Genomic DNA, 23,641 nt, shown 5'->3' with positions numbered 1-23,641 from the left:
GGGTGTGGGCAGGCGACCAGCGGCGCTGTCGCGCTCAGTCACCCGGGGCCGGCGTGCGATCAGCGCTACTCGCCGCGCTTCTGCTCGATGCTCCACGCCGCGATCTGCGCACGGGAGTTGAAGCCCAGCTTGGACAGGATGTGTTCCACATGCCCCTGCGCGGTGCGTTGCGAGATGACCAGCCTGGCCGCGATCGCCTTGTTCGTCAGGCCCTCGGCGACGAGTTCGGCGACCTGTTGTTCGCGTCGCGTGAGACTCGTCGCCCCCGGCTCGGCCGAGCTGTCGGAAGGTCCCGTCTCCTCGAGGGCAAACGCCGCGGCGTCGTCGAACCGCGTTCCGAGGCCCTGCCGGAACTCCGTCTCGAATCCGCGGTCACCGATCGCCTGCCGGGCCTCCTGCTCGAACCGGGCGTGCTCGACGTGTGCGTTCGGGAAAATCGTGCTCTGCCTCCCCACCGTGCGGGCAAGGGCCTCGGTGGCACCCATCAACCTGGCCGCGCGCCGCGGCGCCCCGTCGTCCACCGCAATCCACGACAGAAGCTCCAGACACCCCATCGCACTGATGCGGTCGTCCACCAACCGCGCGAGCTGCAACCCCCGCGTCACCAGATCCTTCGCACGGGAACCCTCGCCCCGCCGCCACGCCCCCATCGCCGCACCCCACAACGACCACCCCCGGTACACCGATTCGCCCCGCGACTCGGTGACCGCCAGAATCTCCCGCTGACACTCCTCACTCCGAGCACGGTCTCCGGCCGCGTCACAAGCGAGCGCGAGCCCGAGCAGCGACCACATCAGATACAGCGGGTTGCCGTCCTCCCGGAACACCGGGAGCGAGGATTCGAAGTACTCGCACGCTGTCACGGACTCGCCGGTGAACAGCGCATGCCAACCGGCGGCATCGGCCATCAGCGCCCCGCCGAGACGATCACCGAGCTGCGCCGCCATCGCGGCGCCACGCTCGGCGTACAGCGCCGACGCATCCGGGTCGCCGTTGAGCCCGGACAGCACACTGAGCACGTACAACGCCTTGATCCGCTCCACGTCGGCCGTGCCGCCCTGAACCGCCAGAAGCTGCGCGAGCCACCGCATGCCCTCCCGCAACCGGCCGCGCACCCGCCAGTACGGGTACAACGCCGCCGCCATCCGCAGCCCCGCCCCCGCCTCGGTCGGACCGGTCAGGCAGAACTGCAGCGCCGCACGAATATTGGGCAGTTCCGCGTCCAGACGCACCAGCCAGCCCACCTGCCGCGAGCTGATCCATTCCGACTCCGCCCGCAGCACCAGGTGTTCGTACCAGTCTCGGTGCCGTCGCAACAGCGATGCGAACTCCCCGGTCTCCTGCAACCGTTCCGTACCGTAATCACGCAGCGTCTCGAGCAGCCGGTACCGCACCGTTCCCCCGGCCTCTTCCCGGATCAGAATCGACTTGTCGATCAACGACCCGACCACATCCACCACCTGGTCCGCCGCCGAGGTGTGGGCGCAGATGCCTTCGACCGCGTCGAGCGCGAAGCTGCCGAAGAAGACCGCCAGCCGGCCCCACAACTCCCGCTCGGCGGGCGAGCACAACTCGTGGCTCCAGTCGATACACCAGGCCAGGGTCTGCTGCCGGACCGGCGCGCCACGGCTGCCCGTGGTCAGCAGGCCGAAGCGGTCCGTCAACCGTCGCAGGATCTGATCCTCCGACATCGCCCGCAGCCGGACCGCCGCCAGCTCGATCGCGAGCGGCAGGCCGTCCAGTCGACGGCAGATCCGCGCCACCACGTCCTGATTGTTCTCGGTGATGGCGAAGCCCGGGACCGCCATCGCCGCGCGCTCGGCGAACAGACTCATCGACTCGTAGTGGTCGAACTCCCCGGCGGCCTGGGTCTGGCGGTTGGGGTCCGGCATGGTCAGGGGCGGCACCCGGAACACTGCTTCTCCCCCGATGCCGAGGGGTTCCCGGCTGGTCGCGAGAACCCGAAGCTCCGGGCAGGCGCGCAGAAGAGGACGGGCCAGGTCGGCGGCCGGTTCGACGAGATGCTCACAGTTGTCCAGGACGAGCAGCAGCTTCCGGGGCTCGAGATACTCGACGAGCAATGCCTCGGGTGCGACGCCCGCGCCCTCGCGCAGCCCCAACGCCGACAGCGCCGCGTCGACGACCGCACCCGGCTCGTACACCTCCCCCAACTCGACCAACCACACGCCGTCCTCGAACGCGCGAGCAGAATCGGCGGCGACCCGCAACGCGAGCCTGGTCTTCCCGACACCCCCGATACCGGTCAACGTCACGAGCCTCGACACCGACAGCAGACTGCGAACCTCGACGACCTCACGGCGACGGCCGACGAAACTCGTCAGCTCATGGGGAAGATTTCCCGCATTCGTCCTGTCACCGGGAGCCATGGAGCCGTCACTTTCATCTCACGCGCGCCTCCGACCAAGGTACCTCCGCAGAATCCGGATTCGCAGCGACGCGATCGAGGCGGCAGTGGGTCGAACCCGAAATCGGATCACTGAAAGTAGGACGCATAGTCACTGAAAGGAACCTGGCCGGTGGGGCTCGACCGTACGGCGTCGGCAACCGCCGCAGGAATGGGAGCCCAGTAGGCGGGCATCGCGGCCGCCAGGGACGGCTGCAGCACGTAGAGCAGTGCAAAGTTCACAATCCACAGCGGCGGCGCCATCGACATGCCGACCTCCGCGCTCACACCGCCCTTGGTGTTCGTCACCAGTTGAGCTTCGCCTGACATCTGTTGCGCTGCAAAGCCAAAAGCCGCTTGCACCGTGTACGCCGACTCGTACAGCGCTATCAGGGTGTGGGTCGCACCGTTGTTCCTCAACCAGGTGCCCACGAAACCGCCGGGAGCGATCAACGAGTTCACCTGCCTCGTCGGCGCGTCGGCGTTGGCCGGACTTTCCAGCAGTCCGCTCGGGTTCACGTAGAGCCCGTAGCTGGCCAGAACCGACGGCGTGTTGCGGCCGTCGACGTCGGAATAGAGGGGACGGCCGTTCGTGTTGGTGAGGATCCGGGCGCACGCATCGATCACCTCGGCGGCGTCGCTGCTGCCGCCGACTCCGCCGCCGGTGATGAGGTCGCGATACTGCTGCTCGGACAGCGCGTCGGACCGGTCGAGCCCGATCTGCCTGGCGATCTCGTCCGCCACCTGCTGACCGAGCGGCGCGTTGAGCTGACCCGGGCTCGTCACCTGCGTCGGCGCCAGACCCTCGTAGCCGGGGTCCCCGGAGAAGGGGATCGCGAACCCGGTGCCGACAGCCGGTTCACCGCCGGCCGTCCCGGCAGTTGCCAGGGAGAGAAGGCACACGCCCACCAGTGCCAGTACCGAGAACATCCTGCGGTGGGGGGTTGCTCCGCGTCGATGTCCCGCCAAACCTGTGCCGCGCATACGTCAACCTCCCAGAGCACCATCCGGCGAGATAACTTATGACCAGTCAAACGTCGCGGCTGACGCTGTGTCAAGACTTGCGTCACCCACCGCGGTGGCGGTGACCTAGTCCGGGATCAGGACCGCGGGTCCCAGCCATTGGCACACGAGCAGTGCGAGTTCGACGTCCAGCCGATCTCCGGTGAAGTCCTTACCCCGCACTTCGGCTGCCCGTTTCACTCGGTACTTCACCGAGTTGTGGTGGAGATCAAGCTCTTTTCCGGCAGCGACGTTGCTCAGGTTGTGGGCGAGATAGACCCGCACGGTCTCGCGCAACCTGGCCGAATTCTCGTTGTCGGCAGCGAGTCCGCGCAGAACGCCGCGCACCCAGGCGCGGGTGGCCACCAAGTCCTCGATCAACAGGGCAACCGTCGATACTCCGGGTTCGTCGTATGCGGTCACGACCGGTGCGCTCCGCCCCGCCGCAATGGCCACGGCTCGCGCACGTTGCGCTTGACCGTGGGACTGCCGGAAACCGTCGATTCCCGCGGCCGCGGCACCGAGCGCCACGACCAGTCCGGGATGCCTCCGCTCGAGGAAGTCGCACATATCTTCCTGCGCCCGCTCGGGACGTGCCCGTGAGCCGAGCGGAACCCACACCCAGCCGGTCACCCGGTCTGCGGCCACGAACAGCGGGTCGGCTACCGCGCCCACATGGCTCGCGAAATCGTGTGCCGCAGATTCGATTCGGGACAGCATGTCGGACGCATCGGAGTCGGAGCTCCAGACGATCGCGGCCAAGTGACTCTGCTGCAGAACATAACCCAGGGCGGCCCCTGCATCAGGAAGTGCGTTGCCCGCCAGAATCTCCTGAACACGCACGGCGCGGACACTGCTCCGATGAGCGAGCCACCGTTCCCTTTCGCGCTCGTACACGGTCACCACCTGCTGTGACACCCTGTCGATGTAGACAGACATGACCGTGATGATGCGTTCGAGCACCGGCATGCTGAGTTCCGGCTGCACCGAAGCTGCACGCAACTCGTCGAAAACCAGCCCGAGCAGATTGGTTTGCCCCAACCGATATGCGCGAACCAGTGCGTTGACGGGAACGCCATGCTGGGCGAGCCTTCTCGCATACTCCAAGGCGGCGGCCGGTGCGTCCAGATCCTCGGGAGCGATGTTGTGCTGCAAGGTATGGAAGATCGTGTCGAGGTTGCCCTCCACGCTCGCCCCCAGCAGATCGAACAATTGGCGGTCCGCCCGCAGATCCGGGATCTCCGCGTAGAGCACGCTGGTGATGTCCGCCGTCAGCGACACCAGCCGCTCGTTGAGCGAACGCGCGATTCTGGCAACAAGCAATGCGGCTCGTTCCTCGTTCGATGCCATGCGAAGACAATATCGGTCTTCGGTGCCAATGGACGACGAATCCCCCAACCATCACCTCAGGCGTTCCCTACCTGGATATTTGCGAATCAGCGAACCCAATTTCCTCGACACCCGACTGTCGCGCTATTTGTCCTTACCGGACAAATAGGCGAGCATTCTTGATTTCTCCAGGACGTCGCCACGGTCTCGAATGCTCCCTATCGTGGAGTCGTTCGGTCAGCCGCCACTCCGCACGGGCCGCCACAGACGAAGGAATCAACCTTGAACGACCCCAGCAATTTCCGAGGAAGAACCACAGTCATGTCCGGAGGGAGCCGCGGCATCGGTCTTGCGATTGCGGCGCAATCGCACGCCGGGGCGGGAACGTCGTCCTGCTGGCCAAGTCCGGCACTCCCGACCCCCGGCTACCGGGAACCATCCACACCGCGGTCAGCGAGTTGACCGAACTCGGCGGACACGCCCTGCCCGTGGTGGGAGACGTCCGCAATGACGACGACATCGCGCGGGCCGTCGATCTCGCCGTCGACCGCTTCGGCGGCATCGACATCGTGATCAACAATGCGAGCGTGCTCGACCTGTCACCGACCGAAGACCTCACACTCAAACGATTCGATCTGATGCAGCAGGTCAACGTTCGCGGCACTTTCGCCTTGACTCGCGCCTGCCTGCCCTACCTTCAGAAGTCCGCCAACCCGCACGTGATGACATTGTCGCCTCCCCTGAATCTGTCACAGCAGTGGCTGGGCGCGCACCCGGGCTACATGCTCGCCAAGTACGGAATGACGTTGGCAGCGTTGGGTATTGCAGCCGAGTACCGGAACACGACCCTATCCTGTAACTGTCTGTGGCCGCAGACCACGATCGCCACCGCGGCAGTCGGCAACCTGCTCGGCGGCCGGGAAAGCCTGCACCACTCTCGGTCACCCGAGATCATGGCCGACGCGGCAACCGAACTCCTCAGCCGCCCCGCCGGCACCGACAACGGCAGAACCCTCCTCGACGTCGAGGTCCTCGCAGAGGCCGGGGTATCCGACTTCGCGAAATACGGCGGTGAGCAACCACTGACGGTCGACATCTTCGTCGACGGACCGGATCTCGCACACCACATGTGAGACCGACAAAGTACCGAGGCAAGTTACTTAGCAAAAAGAGCTAGCACTCACGCGGCATGAGTGCTAATTTCTTGGTGGGGTCTACGTCACAAACCGAGCCCGCCGACCCGATGCGCCATCCGTACGAAGGAGGATCATGACCGCCGCCGTCCCCCACAGCCCCCGTGCCGACAACTGCATGTCTTCCTCCGTCGACACCGACGAGACAGGGAAACAGCACGGTTCGCGGTTGCCTGCCGTCTCGATCGCCTTGGGGGCTGTGTCCGTTGCGTCGTTCTGGGTGGTCGGTCTCGGCTTCATCTTGGGAATAGCCGCGGTCGTCTGCGGCGCCGTCGCAACGTCGCGGTCCGCGGATGTCGACGACGAGGCAGCGTCGTTGCGGGCCCTGTTGGGCGTCGTCGCCGGGGCAGCGGGCATCACCGTCTCCGCGATTGCCCTCTTCCCCATGCTGGCGCAACTGTGAACCGCGCTCGTGGCTTCTGCATGCCCGGTTGATGTCGGGTAGGAGCAAGTGTTCGGAATCTTCACGGGCACCGCGTCGGCCGTATGTGGCGGGCCGGGATCGGTGGGCGCTACCGCAGTTGGTCGCGGCGTCGTGTCAGGTAGGCAGTCTCGGCGGTGTTGCCGGCCAGATCGATGGCTTTGTCGTAGGCGGCGCGCGACTGCTCACTACGACCCAATCGGCGTAGCAGGTCGGCGCGGGTGGCGTGGTAGGCGTGATAGCCGGCCAACTTGTCCTCGAGACGGTCGACGGTTGCCAGTGCCACCTCCGGGCCGTCGAATTCGGCGACGGCGACGGCCCGGTTGAGTGCGATGATCGGCGAGGGGTCGATGCGGACCAGTTGGTCGTAGAGGGCGAGGATCTGCGACCAGTCGGTGTCGCGCATGTCGCGGGCGGAGGTGTGGACGGCGTTGATCGCGGCGAGGATCTGGTAGCGACCCGGAGCCACCCCGGCGGCGGCAGCGGCCAGGCGCTCGCGCACCAGCCGGTGCCCCTCGGCGATCAGTGCCGCGTCCCAGGCCCCGCGGTCCTGCTCGTCGAGAGCGACCAGTTCGCCGCTCGCCGACACCCGGGCGGTGCGGCGGGCCTCGGTGAGCAGCATCAGCGCCAGCAACCCGGCCACCTCCCCATCGTCGGGGAGCAGGTCCCGGATCAGGCGGGTGAGCCGGATCGCCTCGGCGGTCAGGTCGTCACGTACCGGATCGGCGTCGGCGCCGGTGCTCAGGTAGCCCTCGTTGAACACGAGGAACAGCACAGCGAGGACACCGGACACCCGTGCGGGGAGATCGTCGGCGGACGGCACTCGATAGGGGATACGCGCCGCCTTGATCTTGTCCTTCGCGCGGGTGATCCGCCGCCCCATCGCACTCTCGGTCACCAGGAACGCGCGGGAGATTTCGGGCACGGTCAGACCGCCGACCATGCGTAACGTCAGCGCCGCGCGGGTTTCCATCGCCAGCGCCGGGTGGCAGCAGGTGAAGATCAGCCGGAGCCGGTCGTCGTCGATGGCGCCGAGCGGCTCGGGCGGGTCATCGTCATGCACCACCTGAGCCTCCTTGTTCTTGTCGTCGCGCTTGTTCTCGCGCCGGATCCGGTCGATCGCCTTGTGGTTGGCGGTGGTGGTGAGCCAGGCTCCGGGGTTGGGGGGCACGCCGTCAGCCGGCCATCGCTCGACGGCGGTCGCGAACGCCTCGGCGGCCGCGTCCTCGGCGATGTCGAGGTCGCCGAAACGCCTGGTCAGTGCGGCGACTACCCGGGCCCACTCCTCGTGGTGGGCCCGGGTGACCGCCTCACGGGCGTCGCTCAGTGGAATGGCCGCACCTCGATCTTGCGATCGCAGATCTTCGACGCCTCGGTGGCGAGCGCGAGCGCCACATCCAGATCGGGGGCCTCCCAAACCCAGACGCCGGCAAGGTACTCCTTCGACTCCACGAACGGCCCGTCGCTGAACACCGGTTGCTCGCCCCGGTTGTCGATGACCGTGGCCGTGGTGGTGTCTGCGAGTCCGCCGGCGAAGACCCAGTAGCCCTCGGCAATCAGTCGTTCGTTGAACGCGCTGATGCCAGGCTGCCGGTCGGTGCTGCCGGGATTGCTCTTGTCGTCGATTACGGAAACCAGATATTGCATCGGAAGATCCTCTCCTGTGGTGGTGTACCGGTTGGGGGACGTCACGCCGTCGCGTACCGGGGGCGCCCGGCCGGCCGGAAGACCTGGATCGTCACGCCCTTCGAGTCGACTCGCGACTCCACCAGTTCGAGTGCAAGGTCCGGTCCGGCCTGCGGGAACAACCGCGCGCCCTGGCCGAGGACCACGGGAACGACGATCAGGGTCATCTCGTCGACCAGATCGTTCTGCAGCAACCACCGGGTCAGAGCGCCGCTGCCGTGCACCTGCAGCTCACCGCCCGGCGTGGCCTTCAGGTCCGCGATGACGGTGGCGAGGTCGTCGGACAGGACGGTGGTGTCCGGCCATTCGGGATCGGCGAGCGTGGTCGATGCCACGTACTTGGGCTGTGTGTTCAATGCCCGCATGACGGGCTCCCAGCCGGGGACGTCCTGCTCCGTCAAAGACCCCCAGGAGCCGGCGAACAGCTCGTAGGTCCGGCGGCCGAGCAGGAACGCGTCGGCGCGCTGGTAGGTCTCGTTGATGAACGCGTGGGTCTCGTTGTCGCCCTTGCCCCGGGCCCATCCGCCGCGCTCGAATCCGTTTCTGCGGTCCTCGTCCGACGCGCCGCCGTTGCCCTGCATCACTCCGTCGAGGGTGACCTGGGTCATGGTGGTGAGCTTCATGGTCGCGGTTCCTTTGCCTCGGCGCCGCCCCTCGTGGGCGGCCTCACCCCGTCCACGAACGCCACCGCCCCGATCGGACACCGCGTCCCGGATTTTTTCGAGGAACTTTTCCGACACCGGTGCTTCGGGCGCATGCTTCATCGGCGACCAGGCGATCTGCGCTCGACAAAAGCGCGCCGGTTCAGATGCGTATTTCGTGCGGCAGCGCGGCGGTATCGGCTGCCGCGTGCAGGCCTTGCAGCGCCGCTTTCCCAGGTGCGCGCGCGCCGCTACCGGCAGGATGGCTCAGCGGCGTGGTCTCCGGACAGTTTCGGCGTTGCGCGGGGGGAAGGGTTCGCAATTGTTGTACCTGCGTTCGAGAACGGCGAGGTAGTGGGTGAGGGCTTCGTCGACGAGGTCGGACCAACTCTGGGGGGCGCCGGCGATGTGGCCGATGGCGGCGACGGCGTCCTTGCCGTGCTCGACCCTGGCGGTCTCGATGGAGACGGAAACCTGCTTCTTGCCTGCGGGGGCCCGTTTCGCGGTCATCTTTTCCTCGCCGAGAGCTCCTACTTGCGCGACGTCCACGCACTGTTCGACGAGGTTCGGCAGCCGCCGCTTACGGCGTTCGAGGGGGTTGCTCACGAGTCCGGGCTCACGTGTCACGCCCACCAGGAGCTCCTTTCGACGTGTCCGCGAGTACGTCCCGTCCGGGTGGGCGCCTGCGCGGGCCTGTTCGCGGCGTTCGAGGGGGTTGCTCGCGAGTCCGGGCTTACGTGTCGCGGTCATCAGGGCATCCTTTCGACGAGTTCTCGGGCGGCGTCGCGGTAGGCGCGTGATGCGGAGGAGGACGGTGCCCACCTGACGACGGGTTCTTCGGCGCTGTAGCTTTCGCTGACACGGACGGACTTCGGGATGATGGTGCGCATCGTCTGGTCGGGGTAGGTCTCGCGGAGCGCGGCGAGGACCTGCTGGTCGATGACCTGGCCGAGTTCGACGCGGCCGCACAGAATGTGATTGAGCCGCGCGGTGGGGTTGAGCAACTCGACCTGCTGGGTGATGTAGTTCTCGATCCGCATGAGCGCTTCGAGTTCCATGGCGCCCGTCATGACAGCGGCGAGCACTTCGGTGCAGGCGACGAGTGCGCTGATCGTCAGGTGGTCGAAGTCTCCGGGGCAGTCGAGGAGGTTGAAGTCGACATCGGGGGCGCCGGCGAGGGCCTTGCGCAGGATGCCGTGGGCACCGGGCTTCTTGAGGAAGTAGGGCCCGACGGAATCGAGTTCCTTGGTGGCAGGAACGAGGTGGATCCCGGACGCGGTGATGGTGGTCGCTTCCTCGATGCTCGCCACCAGCATGAGTACCGACAGGACATCGTTGTCGACGGCCTCGGGCGTGGCACCGAGCCAGGTGGTGGCGTTGCATTGCGGGTCGAGGTCGACAACACGGACGGTGTGGCCGGCTTCGACGAGGGCCTGGGCGAGATTGACGGTGCTCGTGGTTTTGGTCGAGCCGCCCTTATGGTTGACCACCGCGATGGTGCGGGTCATGGTGTCCCTTCGGTTAAACATACTGAGGTATCTCAAGATACTTAACTTCGGCGCGACACGCGGACGAGCCGCCGATCTGAGCCGTGTTGCCGGGGACCCGGTCTACGCACCGCATGGTTTCGGGCCGAGTGGCCGCGGCTGATCATCGCCGGCGCTGTCTTCGAGGGTGTCCTCGACGTCGCGGCACTGGTTGATATCAAACACCGGCCGGCAGACCAGATCAGGGGATCGAAGTCGGGGGCAGTACTTGCGTCGGACCAGATTCGAACGTAACCGCACTTGCCGGCGCGCGGGCCGTGCTGTCCCTAACCCTCCGGCGCCTGCTCGAGGAGGGCGGGGTGGCCGTCATTCCCGGTGGGCACCGGGTAGTACGTGTGGCCGGTGGTGGGGTCGACGATCACGACGTGTGCGCCGTCGGCGAGGTGCCCGGATCCGACCTCGGTGAGGTGCTTGTCGTGTTGGTCGAACACGCTGACGGTGCCACTTTCGGCGGCGACGTAAAGGCGGTGCGCGCCTTGGTCGTAGGCGAGGACGTCGGGTTGCTGGCCAACGGTGTTGCTGCAGGCGGTCTGCCAAGTTGCGAGGTCGACGGTGAGCAGGGTGGCGTTGTCCTCGCAGGCCACGAACGCGAGCCGAGCCTCGGAGTCGAGGGCGAGTCCGTGGCCGCTGCGGCAGCCGGGCGTCGGAACCCTGCGGATGACGTCCAATGTTTCGGGGTCGATGGCGGCGAGATCACCCTTCCCTTGCACGGCACGAGCATCTGGTCGGCGACCGGGTCGTAGGCGACGTTGCCGACCTCGCCGCCGAGGTCGACAGTGCCACGTACTTGCGCGGTGCCGGCGTCGACGACCGTTTCGGTGCCGCCGGATTCGTTGGTGGTCCACACCGCACCGCGTTTCGGGTCGTACGCGATCCCGTCCGGATAGTCACCGGTGGGAGCCTGTCCGATCACGGTTCCGGTGTCTTCGTCAAGGATTACCAGGCGGTTGTCGCCGGTGGCGGTGACGTAGACCCGGCGCAATTCGGGGACGACGAGGACTCCATGTGCCTGGGACAGGTTCGGAACCGTTCGGACCACCTGTCGGGTGTGGACGTCGACTTCGATGACCTCGCTGGCGCCGAGGTGGGCAATGAACAGCAGTCCACGCTCGGGGTCGAGGCTCTCGTAATCGAAGCGTGAATTGTCCCCGGTGAGGACGATTTCCGCGACCGGGCGCAATGGCAGCGGGCTACCGCCGGGCGACGATGCCTCGGAGGAACACGCGCCGACCAGGATCAACGCGATGATGAGTGCGGGCAGCAGCCGGGATCGATTGTGATGCATCGAGCACCTCTTCGTCGTCTCTACAGCCTCCCGAACGGCAGCCGCTTTCACGGTAACCACGGTTACAGTACGGTGTCCAGGCGCGCGCCCCGAGTTGCCAGACCGGCGCGCTGACCACGGATGGACATCGATATGAAACCGTGGTTACATCAATGGTGTGGATCTGGAATCGACCTCGGATGAGCGTCCCGACGAGTGGGTGATGCTGGTGTATCGCATCCCCCGCGAGCCGTCGACGCCGCGGATCGCGGTGTGGCGCAAGCTCCGCAAGTACGGGGTGTTCCAGCTCGCCGACGGCGTGGTGGTGCTGCCGGCGTCACCACGAACCCGGGAACAGCTCGATTGGGTCGCCGAGGAAGTCGTCGAGGCGGGCGGGCAGGCGGAGGTCTGGACCGCCGCCCCCACCACCCGAGACCAGCGGGACCGGATGCGGGCGAAGTTGTCGGCGGATCGGGGCGCCGAGTACGACGAGATCACCGACGCCGCCGAGGTCGCACGAGCGTTGCCCGATCCCGCTGGGCGGGCCAAGAAGCTCGCCCAGCTGCGTCGCCGGATGCGGGAGATCGACAAGCGCACCTTCTTCCCGACCGCGCCGCGCGACGGGGCGGAGGCGGCGCTCACGGAGTTAGCGGCCGGCCACACCGTGGAAGCGCAGGTGCCGCGATGAAGTGGGCGACCCGCGCCGGGATCCACATCGACCGCGCCGCGTGTGCGTGGTTGATCCGCCGCAACATCGACCCGGACGCGGAGTTCCTGTGGGTCACCGACCCGGCGGACGTGCCGGCCGAGGCGACCGCATTCGACATGCGCGGAGTCGAACTSTCSCAYCATCACGGGGATTGCAGCTTCGAGACGATCCTGCGCCGCTACGAGMTCACCGACCCGGTGYTSTGGGTGCTCGCCGAGATCGTGCACGAGGCCGACATCGAYGACGSRAAGTTCGAYGCCCCCGAGGCCCCSGGCCTGGATTCGGTGCTGCGTGGGYTGTCSCTGACCGGTACCGACGAYGACACYCTYGCCRTSGCGACCCGSATCTTCGACGGGTTGTACGAGTTYCATCGCCAACGTGTCCTGTCCGGCCGCGAACCGTCCTGACCATCGAGCGGGGCCCGCTCTTCCTGCCGCACTTCAACTTTTCATGTTTCGGAGACCGACGTGAGCAGTAAAGAACCCTCCACCCGCGCCACGCCGACCAGCTCTGGCCGCCGCGACCTGATCTCGCTGCGGCAGGCGASCTGGGCGTGGTTCCTGATCTCSCTGCAGACCTTCGGCGGSCCGGCSGGGCAGATCGCSGTCATGCAGCGCACCCTSGTCGACGAGAARCGSTGGATCGGGCAGAAACGGTTCCTGCACGCSCTGAACTACTGCATGCTGCTGCCCGGCCCGGAGGCSCAGCARCTCGCSATCTACACCGGCTGGCTGCTGGGCGGCACCCTCGGCGGTCTGATCGCCGGGGTGCTGTTCGTCCTGCCGGGGATGATCGCGATGCTGGGTTTGGCGGCGATCTACGTCGCCTTCGGCGCCACCACCATCGTGCTGGCCATCTTCGCCGGCATCGCCCCCGCCGTGCTGGCGGTGGTGGTGCAGGCCGTCACCCGGGTCGCCAAGCGCGCATCGACCCGGCCCGCCCACTGGGTGATCGCGGTCTGCGCCTTCGGTGCGCTGGCGCTGTTCGCGGTCCCGTTCCCGATCGTCATCGCCGTCGCCGGGTTCGCCGGCTGGCTCATCGGCCGCACCCATGGCGCCGACCGCAGCAGTAAACCCGCGAGCGACAGCGACGAGGCGCCGCCGCTGATCGCCGACGACGCTCTGCACGCCGACGCCCCCAGCCTGCGACGCACGATCCTCGTCCTCGGTGTCGGCGTGATCGCCTGGGCCATCCCGATGGTCGCGGTGGTCGTGTTCACCGGCCGCAGCAGTGTGTTCACCGAGCAGGGGCTGTTCTTCTCCGGCACCGCGCTGGTCACCTTCGGCGGCGCCTACGCCGTCCTCGCCTACGTGGCGCAGAAGGCGGTGGAAACCTACGGCTGGCTCGCCCCCGGTGAAATGGTCCGCGGCCTGGGTCTGGCCGAGACCACCCCCGGCCCGCTGATCATGGTGGTGCAGTTCGTCGCGTTCCTCGGCGCCTACCGCAACCCCGGTGAGCTGGATCCGTGGGTGGCGGCCACCATCGGCGCGCTGCTCACCACGTGGGTGACGTTCGTGCCGTGCTTCGTGTTCATCTTCCTCGGCGCCCCCTACGTCGAGCGGCTCCGCAACAACACACAGCTGACCTCAGCGTTGAACGGGATCACCGCCTCGGTGGTCGGGGTGATCGCGAACCTGGCCCTATATTTCGCCGTCCACACCCTGTTCGCGGACGCCGCGATGCTGCACTGGGGACCGCTGCATCTGCTGGTGCCGGAACTCGGCTCGTTCCGCCCGCTCGCCCTGGTCATCGGTGTACTGGCCGGGGTGATGATCTACCGGTTGAACTGGTCGGTGCTGCGCACCCTCGGGGTCTGCGCTCTCCTCGGCCTCACGGCCGGGCTGGTCGGTCTCCCCGTCACCTAACCCTGAGCCGTCGTCGCCGCACACCACCGACACCACAACCCCGACGAGTTCTCCGACATCGCCGGGCGCTACAGATCGAACCGACACGAGACCCCGGCACGGCCGCAGCCGGAACCGCTCGGTCATCCCCTCGTTCGCATCGACCCTTGCTGACGGCCGAACACAAGGCCATCGCGGTGGTCGTCGCCGGCGGAGGGATAGCGTTCGCACTCCGTCCGCAAGGCAAGCGATGCGGGCTCAGGGATCAACGTTCCGGGTAGAATTGCAGGTCAGCGAGGGAGAAGGTGATGGGTTCACCATCGAGTCTCGAGGTCGAGGATCTACGGTGGAGCTGGGCCTTCGCCGGATTGGTCCTCGGCTGCGGCGCGGTGCTGATCTTCACACCGATCTATCTGGTGCTGGCCGCGGCAGCCCTCGGACTGACCGGGCCGGCCGTGTTCCAAATAGCCGGTCACCGCGCCACCGGGGCCCGGTTCGCCTCGCTCGGACTGGGCGTGCTGATCCCCGCCGCCGTCGGCGCGGTCCTTGTGGGCATCAACTCCTTCTGACCATCAAACCTTCTGCCCACCGCAGGGGGCGACGGCAACGGCTTCCTCGTGCGTCACCGCGAGGTCAACCTGCCCTTGCCGCGCAGCCTTCGCCACCTTCTCCGCGCAAGGAACGGCCGACGCCGCTGAGCAATCGAGCTGACCGCGTGTCGTACGCACTCGTGACCGGATTCCATTGCTTCCCACCGAGGATTGGACTACCCAACATCGTCAACGATCTCGGGTGAGGGGTTCGGATGCGTCGAGCAGTGTGTCGAAGACGAGCATGTGACCGGCGAAATGGGTGATCGCGTAATCGAGGTGCGCCTCCGGTATGGCGAGTTGCGGTGTCACTCCGCAGGCCCAGAACACCGGTACGGCGTGCTCGCCGACGCCGGGGTAGACCCCGAAGTCGGGTCGAGCGAGGTCGGCGATTCCCAGTGCCGATGGATCGCCGACGTGCACGGGGACGCCGTGGCCGGTCGGATACCGTCCGGTGACCTCGATTGCGGTGTCGACCAGCGACGTGGGCACGGGGCGCATGCTGACGGCGAGGGGTCCGGCGAAGATCCCGGCCGGCACGGTCTCGCGATCGGTGACGTACACCGGGGGTGCGGCATGGCTGACGGGGATCCCGGCTCGGCGGAGCGGGGCGTCGAAGGTGTGGCTGCATCCGAGAGCGAAGGCGACCGCGTCGTCGCGCCAGTGTTCGGTGAGGTCGGTGGGTTCGGCCACCAGGGTGTTGCACTCCCAGACCCGGTAGCGCGGGAGCATGGTGCGCACGTCGACCGTGCAGTTGTCGTAGGTCAACTGTGGGTCGCCGGGATTCGTCCTGGCGAGCAGCGGACACACCTCGGGGTTGCGGCGGCAGTACTCCGCGAAGTCGTCGGCGGCGGCGGACGGCACGACGACGAGGTTGGCCTGCTGGTAGTCGTCGAGGATCCCGGCGGTCGGTGCGGTCCACTGCCCCGCAGCGACCAGTCGGCGCAGATCCTCCGGGTGCGTCGGTGACGGCAGCGTCATTGCAGTGTCTCCTTGGCTGATTCGCGCACGGTGCGCAGGGTGATCAGGGCGAGCACCACCGCGGCCATCAGCAGGAACCCGGGGGCCAGGAGGTTGTCGGTGCGGGAGATGAGATAGGTGGCCAGGTACGGGGTGAGCCCACCACCGATGATGGTGCCGATGTTGAAGGCGATCGACAGGCCGGTGTACCGCACGCGGGTGGGGAACTGTTCGGCATAGGTCGGGTAGGTCACCGATTGCACGATCGGCATCGGCAGCGCGAGCACCACCATGGCACCCACTGCGAGGGCGAAGCTGCCCTGATCCATCACGATCATGGCCGGCAAGACCAGGATCGCGTAGCCGAGGAAACCGATCGTGATGACCTTCTTGCGGCCGACCCGGTCGGACAGTCCCCCGAAGAACGGCATCAGGATCGCGACGAAGAAACTGATGGCGCCCATGATCCAGAAGGTGTTCGACTTCGGGTACCCGAGGTAGGTGGTCAGGTAGATGTTCATGAAGATCAGGCCGACCCAATATCCGGCGTTGGATCCGATCGACAGGAAGATGACCTTGAAGACGGCCGCGGTGTGCTCGGTGAGCACCTCCATGAGCGGAGACTTCGCGGGCGCGTGCTGCTGGGTTTCGGCGACGAACGCGTGCGAGTCCTCGAGTTTGCTGCGAGCGATCAACGTGATCGCGATCAGCGGGAGTGCCAGCAGAAATGGTATGCGCCAACCGAAGTCGCGGAGTTGATCGTCAGTCAGTGCCGTGGTGGTGATACCGGCCACGACGGCGGCCGTACCACCACCGAGGGCGACACCGACCGGGGTGAAGGCGCCGAAGAATCCGCGGCGGCCGGCGGGTGCTGATTCGGACAGATACGTCGCCGATCCGGTGACCTCGCCGCCGGCGAAGAAGCCTTGTGCCAACCGCACGAGCAGCAGGGCGATCGGGGCGGCGATACCGATCGATCCGGCGGTGGGAAGCAGCCCGACGGCGGCGGTCGCCGTTCCCATGCCCACGATGGTCGCGATGAGCACTGGCTTGCGTCCGACCCGATCGCCGAGGCGGCCCAGGACGATTCCACCGAGTGGGCGCATGACGAAGGCGCTGCCGAAGACCGCCAACGTGGCCAGGAGCGAGGCGGTCGGGTTGTCGTTGGGGAAGAAGAGGGGCCCGATGATGACGGCGAGGTAGCCGTACACGCCGAACTCGTAATACTCGACGGCGGTACCGGCCGCGGCCGCAACGGCGGCGCGGCGGGGTTGCATGGGGGGCGGGGCGGGCAGGTGATCGCCCGTGTGGGGCACGGAGGCAGGTACGGTGGTCATGGCGAACTCCAACGAAGAAGTGGCGGAGGTGCTGCGAGGAGGTCCCGATCGCGGGGTCGGAAAACGTGGCACCGCGGCGCTGGGGTGCCCAAGCGGTCATCGGCAGGATGGCAGTCCTGCCGATGACCTGTGTCCGCGGACTCAGACGGCGAACAGTTGGTCCAGGTCGGCGAAAGCCTTGAATTCCATAGCATTTCCGGCGGGGTCGAGGAAGAACATCGTCCACTGTTCGCCCGGCTCGCCCTCGAATCGCACGTACGGTTCGATCACGAACTCCGTCCCGATGGACGTGAGTTTCTCTGCGAGAACTTTGAACTCGTCGACCGGCAGAACCAGCCCGAAGTGAGGAACCGGAACATTGTGTCCGTCGACCGGGTTCGTCCCGGCCACCCCGTCGCGGGGCGTCGCGCTGGGACCGTCACCGACCTGATGGGTGACAACCTGGTGTCCGCCGAAGTTCCAGTCGATCCACTTGGTGTCGGACCGACCTTCGCTGAATCCGAGTACACCGCCGTAGAAGTTGCGGGCGGCGTCGATGTCGTCGACGGGAATGGCGAGGTGGAAAGGAACAAGGTTCGTCAGTTGGGCGGTCATACTTTTCCTCTTCTGTGATTCGTGAACTCGGAGATGGACGGGACGTGCGGGGTTCGGGTCAGTCGTGTCCCCTCGGGAGCGCTGCGAGTCGGATCCGGGTGCCTGGTGCTGCCTGCGCCACGAGGTCGACGTCACGTTCGATCACCACCCCGATGACCGGGTAGCCCCCGGTCACGGGATGATCGGCGAGGAACACGATCGGTTCCCCGGACGGTGGAATCTGGATCGCCCCGAGAGCCATGCCTTCGCTCGGCAAGTCCACCGACCCGACGGTCAGCGGCGGTCCCGTCAGCCGGGCGCCGACGCGGTCGCAGTCCGCACTCACCGTCCACGTCGTGGCGGTCAGCGCGGCCCGATCCTGTGGCGCGAACAGGCCGTCCCGGGGGCCCCACCGGAATCGCACCTCTGCCGCCCCGACCGGAAGTCGGGGCACAGTCAGCTCGAGCGGGATGTCGTGGGGTACCGGATGACCCGCCCCGAGCGCGAGGGTCGTGCCGGACCGGACCTGTGTCGGACCGACCCCGGACAGGCAGTCGGTGGCGGCGGAACCGAAGACCCGATCGGTGTCGATTCCGCCTTCGACCGCGACGTAAGTGCGCAGTCCCGTGACGGGACGGCCCAGCGAGAGAATCTGCCCGGCCCGCAGCAGGATTCGCCGGCCCTCCGCCGGAGCGCGGCCGTCGACACGAATCTCGACGGTGGCACCGGTGATCGCCACGTACCGGTCCGCGGACACGGCGATCGCGAGCCCGCCGAAGGTGTTCTCGAGCGCGGCGGCGCCGTCCGCGTTGCCGACGAGGCGGTTCGCCAACGTCAGGCTGGTTCGGTCGGCGGCACCGGACGCGGTGACCCCGAGGTGCGCGAATCCGGGCCGGCCCAGATCCTGGAGCGTCGTGCTCCGCCCGGCGTCGATCACCGACACCTGCGCGCACACCGTAGTACCGGAAGGTAGTCGAACGGGCCTGGTCAGCACCGAGGTCATCTACTCCACCGCCTCGAAGACGACGCGGTCACCCACGGACAGCCGGCTGGGATTCACCGCGTCGATGTCCCACAGGACCTCCGACGTCGAGCCGATCAGGTGCCAGCCACCCGGTGTGCCGCCGGGATAGACAACGGTCTGGGTGCCGGCGATGGCGACGAGTCCCGCACCGACCCGTCGGCGCGGCGACGTGCGGCGAGGCAACTCGAGCGCGTCGGGCAGGCCGTCGATGTAGGCGAACCCGGGGGCGAAACCGAAGAATCCCACGCGATGCTCGGCGGAGGTGTGTGCAGCGACAACCGCCGCCGTGGTCATGCCCAGTCTCCGTGCCACCTCCTCGAGGTCCTCGCCGTCGTAGCGCACCGGGATGACTACCGGTTCGCGTTCGAGGAATGCCGCCGACGCGTCTGCGCCGGCAGTGTCCACAAGGTGACGGACATGGTCGGAGAGCAGCCGCATGTCGGATGAGGTGTTGGCGCGGAACATGATCGAACGCGCGGCAGGGACGACGTCTTCCAGCAGAGCCGACCAGGTCTGAGCACGCGCCGCGGCCACGACACCGGCGATCCGCTCGGGTGCGACATCGACGAGCCAGGCACGATCGCCCGCGCGGAGGAGGTTGCCGGATTCAGTCATGGCGTCCACCCCCGATCCCGACCAGAGCCACGTCGTTGCGCCCGAGCAGTTCCCGGGTCTGCCGGGCGATGTCGACCGCACCGGGGGTGTCGCTGTGCACGCACATCGCGATCGTCGCCGCCCCGTCCGGCAGTACCGTGGCCGTCCCGCCGTCCACCGCGTCGACCGAACCGGTCACGACCATGTCCACGGCCCGTTTCGCGGCTGCGGACGGGTCGACGACCAATGCGTCCGGGTGCGACCGTGGTACCAGCAGCCCCTCATCCGTGTACGACCGATCGATGAATACCTCCGCCTGAGGGGTCAGTCCGGCGTCGAGAGCGGTGTGCCACAGCACCGTGTCGTACTGGCAGAGCACGGGCAGGTCCGGGTCGACCCGTCCGATCGCTTCGGCGATGGCGTGCGCCTGGCCCGGATGCCGTGCGGCCGTGTTGTACAACGCCCCGTGCGCCTTGACGTAGGACACGACCGTCCCGGCGATCCGCGCAAAGGCCTGCAGGGCGCCGATCTGATACACGATGTCGTTGACGAGCGTCGGGGTGGGCACGTCGATGAATCGGCGACCGAAGCCGGCAAGGTCGCGGTACGACACCTGCGCGCCCACCGAAATCCCACGGGCGGCGGCCATCTCACAGGTGCGGCGCAGGATGTCGGGATCACCGGCGTGGAAGCCGCAGGCGATGTTCGCGGCGGTGACCTGATCCATCAGCGGCGCCTCGTCACCGACACCCCAGACGCCGAACCCCTCACCGATGTCGGTGTTGATCGAGACCGTCCGAGTGCCCATCAGCTGCGCTCGGCCCAGTAGGTGCGCATGTCCTCGGCCGAGTTCTCCCAGGCGCGGTGCAGACCGGTCTGCCCACCGTCGATGTGCAGGATGATCTGCCGAGCCAACTCCTCGGAATTGCCGTCGGCGAGCGCCTGAACCATCGCCTTGTGCTCGTCCTGGACCCGGTCGTACGCACACGTCCCGTGCACGTAGAACCGGGAATAGGGCTCGAGCCGGTGATACATCTGGGCGATGATTTCGTAGCGCATCGGCAGGCGCGAGAGCCGGTACATGTCGAGATGGAACGCCAGGTTGGTCCGCGACCACGCTCCGGCGCCGGTGTCGGCCACCTGATCCATCTGCTCGGCCATCGTCTCGAAGCGGCTGATGTCGCGCCGCGAGACTCGCTCGGCGACGTGCTCGGCGAAGCTCGGCTCGACCAGGCGGCGCAGGTCGTAGATCTCGTCGATCTCGTCGAGGTCGAGCGCGGTGACGAACGTGCCGCGGCCCGGGACCGTGCGCAGCAGGCCCTCCCCCGCGAGGGTCCGCATGGCTTCGCGCAGCGGAATCCGCGACACCCCGAACCGGTCGGCGAGTTCCTCCTGCACCAAGCGGTGGCCAGGGGGATAGATGCCCTCGACGATGGAGGTTCGGAGCCGGGACGTCAGGTCCCCTTCCGGAGACCCGAACTCGTGTGACGTAGGCGACATATTCACTGTATACAGTGGATCCGGTTGCCCTGTCCAGCCCAATTCGCCCTGGGAGTGGATGTTTTACAGAACCGAAGCATCACGAAACACACCGATAACCGGATTCGATCGGCGCCCTGACGAGGGCCTACCGGTACCCGGGGCGGACCCAGCCCGGGAAGATGTCCGGAAGATCAGAGGTGACTTTGCGGGTGAACCGGGGTGGGCGCTTTTCCAGGAAGGACGTGACGCCCTCGTAGGCGTCGCTGCTGGCGCCCTGTGCGCGCATACCCCGGGACTCCGCGATGTGCGCGTCCATCGGATGTGCGGCGCCGAGCATCCGCCACACCAATTGCCGGGTCAGCGTCACCGACACGGGTGCCGTGTTGTCGATGATCTCCGCCGCGAGAGACCGAGCGGCAGCGAGCAACGTTTCCGGCGGATGGACGGCACTGATCAGGCCGCCTTCGTGCGCCTCCGCTGCGGTGAACAGCCGTCCCGTGTACAGCCATTCCATCGCCCGCTCGACCCCCACCAGACGCGGGAGAAACCAACTCGAGCAGCTCTCGGGAACGATGCCGCGGCGGGTGAAGGGAAACGCGAACTTCGCCCCCTCCGAGGCCAATCGGATGTCCATGGGGAGGGTGATGGTCGCGCCGACTCCCACTGCCGGACCATTGATCGCCGCGATCACGGGCTTCGTCGAATCGTAGATCCGCAGGGTCATCTCACCGCCGCCGTCGCGGGGCACTCCACCGTCGGTCTCCTCCGGCGCGTCGAATCGCGAACCCCCTCCAGAGAGGTCGGCGCCGGCGCAGAACGCTCTACCGGAGCCGGTCATGATCACCACGCGGACCGCATCGCTGGCGTCGGTGTGATCGAAGGCTTCGATGATCTCCGATTTCATTTCCGTCGTGCATGCGTTGAGCTGATCGGGACGGTCCAGCGTGACCGTGGCGATGCCGTCGTCGACCTCGAGGCGAATGGTATTGAACTTCATCGGGAACCTGTCTCTTCGGACTTGTCGAGCACGTCGGCTTCACCGTCCTCGATTCGGCGGCTCGGGTCAAAGATCCGTTGCCTTCCAGAGCAATCGGCTTCACGCATGCCTCTCCCCGGGGGCCGAGCCGGTGGCGAGAGCGGCGAACGCTGCGGCCGCCGGTGACAACGGTCCCGACCGGAACACCACACCGTAGTCGTGCCCCAACTCGGGCTCGGTTCGCATCACCCGCACTCCGCGACGCTCGGCTCGACGGGCCTCGGAGTCGGTCAGGAAGGCCGCGCCTGCTCCGGCCTCGACGAGTAGATACACGTTGTGTTCATGTTCGACCTCCACCGCCACGTTCGGGCTGAAACCGTGTTGAGCGCAAGCACGTTCGACCTCGTCGCGAACAGCTGTACCCCTCGGTCCGGCGATCAACGGTAGCTCGGACAGTCGATCGATCGGGAAGATCGGCGTCTGCGTCTGGGGTGCCTCAGCCGGTAGCCCCAGCAGCAGTCGGCGACGGCCGAGCACACGGGTCGACAGCTTGTCGTCGTCGGCCGGGAGATAGTCGATCCCGACTTCGCATCGAGCGGTTCTCAGGAGAGTCTCCACGTCGGCGTTGGGCCCCGGATCCATCAGATTGACCCACACGCCCGGGTACTGTGCCCGAAATTGTGCCACCAACGAGGCGAGCGGTTCCACCGCGAGGTCCGGCGGGCTGGCCACATCGAGCCAGCCGTTCTCGAGCGTGGCGATCCCCCGCACGATCTCGTCCGCACGGCGGGACGACTGCAGCACCTGGCGCGCGGGCCCCAGCAATGCCGCACCCGCATCGGTCAACTCCATTCCTCGTGGCACCCGCCGAAAGAGTTCGACCCCCAGTTCACCTTCCAGCGCCCGCAGCGACTGCGACAGCGCCGGCTGGGCCACATACAGAACCTCAGCTGCCCGGGTCACGCTGCCGTTCTCGACGACAGCGAGGAAGTAGCGCAGTTGACGTGAGTCCACTTCCCGACCCTACCCAACGTGACGTGGGCGATAAGGTGACACTGGCGAAGCAGTGGTCTTCGCGTTTCGCGCTCCGGACGGCGGTCACGTCCCTCACGCGCGGGCCACGGTGGCATGGAGGTGGACATGGAGTTCCGGCAGGCCGAGCATTTCCTTGCCGTGGTCGAACACGGCGGTGTGGTCCGCGCGGCCGCCGCGCTCCACCTCGCGCAGCCCTCTCTGTCGCAGTCGATCCGCGTCCTCGAACGTGATCTGGGCACCCCCCTGTTCCATCGTGTCGGCCGTGGGCTCGTTCCGACGACGGTGGGTGCGGCGCTGGTTGCTCCTGCCCGGCAACTACTCCGGGACATGGCCACCGCGCAGGCCTCCGTTGCCGAACTCTCCGGCCTCCATGGTGGACACGTCGATATCGGCACTACCGCGGGCCTCTACGAGTCCCCGCTCCCCGACCTGATCGGTGACCTGAGGCGGGCGTACGGCACGGTTACCGTCCGCATCAGGGAGTTTCGGTCCGAGAACGACGTCGCCGGGGCGGTGCGCGACGGCACCGTGGAGTTGGGGTTCGGGTTTCTCGAACCGGCCGACTCCACAGAAGTGACCGACCGCCGCGACCTCGACACCCACAGCTTGGGCACCGACGAATTGTGTATCGCCCTTCCGCGGGTGATCGCGGACGGTCTCCCCGATCCCCTGCCGTTCGAGCAGATCCCCGATCTTCCGGTGATCGCGGTGACCGGTGGCGCGCAGGGGCGGGTCTCGGTGGAGTCCGCGTTACGCCGTGCATCACGACGGACAACGCTCGGTGTGGTCACGGCGCATCGCCAGGCCACCGTGCCGCTGGTTGCTGCAGGCGCCGGAATGGCCTGGGTCACCAGGGCAGTCGTCGACAACGCCGGTGAGCCGGGCGTGGTGGCACGGGCAATGGAGCCGCCGGTGATTCTCACGGTCGCGGTCATGCATCGGCCGGGTGTGCTCTCCCCCGCTGCGCGCGCGCTCCTCGACGCGGCCCTCCGCCGACGGGACCGGGACGATGGAACGACCCGGTAACGGG

25 protein-coding genes and 1 pseudogene are annotated in these 23,641 nt (G+C 67.1%); 8 read left to right on the top strand and 18 right to left on the bottom strand.

Going from position 1 to position 23,641, the window contains the following annotated elements; all coding sequences use genetic code 11:
- Positions 1-65: 65 nt before the first annotated feature.
- The 3 genes from AC1DWT_RS18730 to AC1DWT_RS18720 form a co-directional block, all read right to left on the bottom strand.
- The gene (locus AC1DWT_RS18730) at positions 66-2,387 is read right to left on the bottom strand and encodes an ATP-binding protein (RefSeq protein WP_206013960.1); all 2,322 of its coding nucleotides are present in this window, start codon (positions 2,385-2,387) and stop codon (positions 66-68) included.
- Between the two features lie 107 nt (positions 2,388-2,494).
- On the bottom strand, positions 2,495-3,388 hold the full coding sequence (locus AC1DWT_RS18725) for a hypothetical protein (protein WP_095861552.1): 894 nt from the start codon (positions 3,386-3,388) through the stop codon (positions 2,495-2,497).
- Between the two features lie 105 nt (positions 3,389-3,493).
- The gene (locus AC1DWT_RS18720; protein WP_072947248.1) at positions 3,494-4,756 is read right to left on the bottom strand and encodes a PucR family transcriptional regulator; all 1,263 of its coding nucleotides are present in this window, start codon (positions 4,754-4,756) and stop codon (positions 3,494-3,496) included.
- 300 nt (positions 4,757-5,056) lie between these two features.
- Between AC1DWT_RS18720 and AC1DWT_RS18715 the strand changes: the two are divergent.
- A pseudogene (locus AC1DWT_RS18715) lies at positions 5,057-5,868 on the top strand (SDR family oxidoreductase).
- A 136-nt stretch (positions 5,869-6,004) separates the two neighbouring features.
- Complete coding sequence (locus AC1DWT_RS18710) at positions 6,005-6,331, top strand: hypothetical protein (protein ID WP_241031391.1); 327 nt, start codon at positions 6,005-6,007, stop codon at positions 6,329-6,331.
- A 109-nt stretch (positions 6,332-6,440) separates the two neighbouring features.
- On the opposite strand, the gene AC1DWT_RS18705 is transcribed toward AC1DWT_RS18710, so the two are convergent.
- The 6 genes from AC1DWT_RS18705 to AC1DWT_RS18680 all read right to left on the bottom strand — a co-directional run bounded on the left by AC1DWT_RS18705 (position 6,441) and on the right by AC1DWT_RS18680 (position 10,933).
- Positions 6,441-7,676 carry an RNA polymerase sigma factor gene (locus AC1DWT_RS18705; protein ID WP_206016081.1) on the bottom strand — a complete coding sequence of 412 codons (1,236 nt, stop codon included), beginning with the start codon at positions 7,674-7,676 and terminating at the stop codon, positions 6,441-6,443.
- The gene (locus AC1DWT_RS18700; protein WP_072947306.1) at positions 7,673-7,996 is read right to left on the bottom strand and encodes a YciI family protein; all 324 of its coding nucleotides are present in this window, start codon (positions 7,994-7,996) and stop codon (positions 7,673-7,675) included. Before AC1DWT_RS18700 ends, AC1DWT_RS18705 begins: the two co-directional genes overlap by 4 nt.
- A 41-nt stretch (positions 7,997-8,037) precedes the next feature.
- On the bottom strand, positions 8,038-8,658 hold the full coding sequence (locus AC1DWT_RS18695; protein ID WP_206013962.1) for a dihydrofolate reductase family protein: 621 nt from the start codon (positions 8,656-8,658) through the stop codon (positions 8,038-8,040).
- A 285-nt stretch (positions 8,659-8,943) separates the two neighbouring features.
- Positions 8,944-9,426 (bottom strand): hypothetical protein, encoded by a 483-nt coding sequence (locus AC1DWT_RS18690; RefSeq protein ID WP_095861549.1) that lies wholly within the window; start codon positions 9,424-9,426, stop codon positions 8,944-8,946.
- Entirely contained in the window at positions 9,426-10,184 is a 759-nt protein-coding gene (locus AC1DWT_RS18685; RefSeq protein ID WP_206013963.1) for a ParA family protein, read from the bottom strand. The genes AC1DWT_RS18690 and AC1DWT_RS18685 overlap by 1 nt, the downstream gene beginning before the upstream one ends.
- Before the next feature lie 305 nt (positions 10,185-10,489).
- On the bottom strand, positions 10,490-10,933 hold the full coding sequence (locus AC1DWT_RS18680; protein WP_241031392.1) for a hypothetical protein: 444 nt from the start codon (positions 10,931-10,933) through the stop codon (positions 10,490-10,492).
- A gap of 77 nt (positions 10,934-11,010) precedes the next feature.
- On the opposite strand from AC1DWT_RS18680, the gene AC1DWT_RS18675 reads away from it, so the two are divergent.
- From AC1DWT_RS18675 to AC1DWT_RS18655, 5 genes are all read left to right on the top strand, one after another.
- On the top strand, positions 11,011-11,364 hold the full coding sequence (locus tag AC1DWT_RS18675; RefSeq protein WP_241031393.1) for a hypothetical protein: 354 nt from the start codon (positions 11,011-11,013) through the stop codon (positions 11,362-11,364).
- A 301-nt stretch (positions 11,365-11,665) separates the two neighbouring features.
- Positions 11,666-12,175: a Chromate resistance protein ChrB gene (locus tag AC1DWT_RS18670; protein WP_241031394.1), complete on the top strand. Its 510-nt coding sequence runs from the start codon at positions 11,666-11,668 to the stop codon at positions 12,173-12,175.
- Positions 12,172-12,603, top strand: a complete 432-nt coding sequence (locus AC1DWT_RS18665; RefSeq protein WP_477921675.1) for a chromate resistance protein ChrB domain-containing protein — start codon at positions 12,172-12,174, stop codon at positions 12,601-12,603. The genes AC1DWT_RS18670 and AC1DWT_RS18665 overlap by 4 nt, the downstream gene beginning before the upstream one ends.
- Positions 12,604-12,663: 60 nt before the next feature.
- Entirely contained in the window at positions 12,664-14,061 is a 1,398-nt protein-coding gene (gene chrA, locus AC1DWT_RS18660) for a chromate efflux transporter (protein WP_477921673.1), read from the top strand.
- Between the two features lie 287 nt (positions 14,062-14,348).
- Positions 14,349-14,609: a hypothetical protein gene (locus tag AC1DWT_RS18655; protein WP_072947255.1), complete on the top strand. Its 261-nt coding sequence runs from the start codon at positions 14,349-14,351 to the stop codon at positions 14,607-14,609.
- A gap of 210 nt (positions 14,610-14,819) precedes the next feature.
- On the opposite strand, the gene AC1DWT_RS18650 is transcribed toward AC1DWT_RS18655, so the two are convergent.
- The 9 genes from AC1DWT_RS18650 to AC1DWT_RS18610 form a co-directional block, all read right to left on the bottom strand.
- A complete protein-coding gene (locus AC1DWT_RS18650) occupies positions 14,820-15,611 on the bottom strand; it encodes a D-glutamate cyclase family protein (RefSeq protein ID WP_072947256.1) in 792 nt (263 codons plus the stop codon).
- Entirely contained in the window at positions 15,608-16,927 is a 1,320-nt protein-coding gene (locus tag AC1DWT_RS18645; protein WP_083395704.1) for an MFS transporter, read from the bottom strand. The genes AC1DWT_RS18650 and AC1DWT_RS18645 overlap by 4 nt, the downstream gene beginning before the upstream one ends.
- Positions 16,928-17,068: 141 nt before the next feature.
- Positions 17,069-17,521 carry a VOC family protein gene (locus AC1DWT_RS18640; protein ID WP_072947257.1) on the bottom strand — a complete coding sequence of 151 codons (453 nt, stop codon included), beginning with the start codon at positions 17,519-17,521 and terminating at the stop codon, positions 17,069-17,071.
- A 58-nt stretch (positions 17,522-17,579) separates the two neighbouring features.
- On the bottom strand, positions 17,580-18,503 hold the full coding sequence (locus AC1DWT_RS18635) for a 5-oxoprolinase subunit C family protein (protein ID WP_072947258.1): 924 nt from the start codon (positions 18,501-18,503) through the stop codon (positions 17,580-17,582).
- Positions 18,504-19,139, bottom strand: coding sequence for a 5-oxoprolinase subunit B family protein (locus tag AC1DWT_RS18630; RefSeq protein WP_206013965.1), 636 nt, complete (start codon positions 19,137-19,139; stop codon positions 18,504-18,506).
- Positions 19,132-19,926, bottom strand: a complete 795-nt coding sequence (locus AC1DWT_RS18625; protein WP_206013966.1) for a LamB/YcsF family protein — start codon at positions 19,924-19,926, stop codon at positions 19,132-19,134. Before AC1DWT_RS18625 ends, AC1DWT_RS18630 begins: the two co-directional genes overlap by 8 nt.
- On the bottom strand, positions 19,926-20,618 hold the full coding sequence (locus AC1DWT_RS18620; RefSeq protein WP_477921669.1) for a GntR family transcriptional regulator: 693 nt from the start codon (positions 20,616-20,618) through the stop codon (positions 19,926-19,928). The genes AC1DWT_RS18625 and AC1DWT_RS18620 overlap by 1 nt, the downstream gene beginning before the upstream one ends.
- A 127-nt stretch (positions 20,619-20,745) precedes the next feature.
- Complete coding sequence (locus tag AC1DWT_RS18615; protein ID WP_206013967.1) at positions 20,746-21,597, bottom strand: crotonase/enoyl-CoA hydratase family protein; 852 nt, start codon at positions 21,595-21,597, stop codon at positions 20,746-20,748.
- A 99-nt stretch (positions 21,598-21,696) separates the two neighbouring features.
- Positions 21,697-22,590, bottom strand: a complete 894-nt coding sequence (locus AC1DWT_RS18610; RefSeq protein WP_206013968.1) for a LysR family transcriptional regulator — start codon at positions 22,588-22,590, stop codon at positions 21,697-21,699.
- Between the two features lie 126 nt (positions 22,591-22,716).
- Here AC1DWT_RS18610 and AC1DWT_RS18605 point away from each other — a divergent pair, with 126 nt between their 5' ends.
- On the top strand, positions 22,717-23,637 hold the full coding sequence (locus AC1DWT_RS18605; protein WP_072947263.1) for a LysR family transcriptional regulator: 921 nt from the start codon (positions 22,717-22,719) through the stop codon (positions 23,635-23,637).
- Positions 23,638-23,641: the final 4 nt, after the last annotated feature.

This window comes from Rhodococcus sp. P4_B6 (assembly GCF_056402215.1).
Note: the sequence above shows the minus strand (reverse complement) of the source record. Positions and strands in the feature narration are given on the sequence as shown.

What these genes read in the sequence shown, in the direction of transcription:
- AC1DWT_RS18640 (WP_072947257.1), bottom strand. Translation starts at nt 17,521, where the DNA reads ATGACCGCCCAACTGACGAACCTTGTTCCTTTCCACCTCGCCATTCCC.
- AC1DWT_RS18730 (WP_206013960.1), bottom strand. Translation starts at nt 2,387, where the DNA reads ATGGCTCCCGGTGACAGGACGAATGCGGGAAATCTTCCCCATGAGCTG.
- AC1DWT_RS18635 (WP_072947258.1), bottom strand. Translation starts at nt 18,503, where the DNA reads ATGACCTCGGTGCTGACCAGGCCCGTTCGACTACCTTCCGGTACTACG.
- AC1DWT_RS18625 (WP_206013966.1), bottom strand. Translation starts at nt 19,926, where the DNA reads ATGGGCACTCGGACGGTCTCGATCAACACCGACATCGGTGAGGGGTTC.
- AC1DWT_RS18615 (WP_206013967.1), bottom strand. Translation starts at nt 21,597, where the DNA reads ATGAAGTTCAATACCATTCGCCTCGAGGTCGACGACGGCATCGCCACG.
- AC1DWT_RS18690 (WP_095861549.1), bottom strand. Translation starts at nt 9,426, where the DNA reads ATGACCGCGACACGTAAGCCCGGACTCGCGAGCAACCCCCTCGAACGC.
- AC1DWT_RS18605 (WP_072947263.1), top strand. Translation starts at nt 22,717, where the DNA reads ATGGAGTTCCGGCAGGCCGAGCATTTCCTTGCCGTGGTCGAACACGGC.
- AC1DWT_RS18685 (WP_206013963.1), bottom strand. Translation starts at nt 10,184, where the DNA reads ATGACCCGCACCATCGCGGTGGTCAACCATAAGGGCGGCTCGACCAAA.
- AC1DWT_RS18725 (WP_095861552.1), bottom strand. Translation starts at nt 3,388, where the DNA reads ATGCGCGGCACAGGTTTGGCGGGACATCGACGCGGAGCAACCCCCCAC.
- AC1DWT_RS18655 (WP_072947255.1), top strand. Translation starts at nt 14,349, where the DNA reads ATGGGTTCACCATCGAGTCTCGAGGTCGAGGATCTACGGTGGAGCTGG.
- AC1DWT_RS18710 (WP_241031391.1), top strand. Translation starts at nt 6,005, where the DNA reads ATGACCGCCGCCGTCCCCCACAGCCCCCGTGCCGACAACTGCATGTCT.
- AC1DWT_RS18620 (WP_477921669.1), bottom strand. Translation starts at nt 20,618, where the DNA reads ATGTCGCCTACGTCACACGAGTTCGGGTCTCCGGAAGGGGACCTGACG.
- AC1DWT_RS18720 (WP_072947248.1), bottom strand. Translation starts at nt 4,756, where the DNA reads ATGGCATCGAACGAGGAACGAGCCGCATTGCTTGTTGCCAGAATCGCG.
- AC1DWT_RS18700 (WP_072947306.1), bottom strand. Translation starts at nt 7,996, where the DNA reads ATGCAATATCTGGTTTCCGTAATCGACGACAAGAGCAATCCCGGCAGC.
- AC1DWT_RS18695 (WP_206013962.1), bottom strand. Translation starts at nt 8,658, where the DNA reads ATGAAGCTCACCACCATGACCCAGGTCACCCTCGACGGAGTGATGCAG.
- AC1DWT_RS18630 (WP_206013965.1), bottom strand. Translation starts at nt 19,139, where the DNA reads ATGACTGAATCCGGCAACCTCCTCCGCGCGGGCGATCGTGCCTGGCTC.
- AC1DWT_RS18645 (WP_083395704.1), bottom strand. Translation starts at nt 16,927, where the DNA reads ATGACCACCGTACCTGCCTCCGTGCCCCACACGGGCGATCACCTGCCC.
- AC1DWT_RS18650 (WP_072947256.1), bottom strand. Translation starts at nt 15,611, where the DNA reads ATGACGCTGCCGTCACCGACGCACCCGGAGGATCTGCGCCGACTGGTC.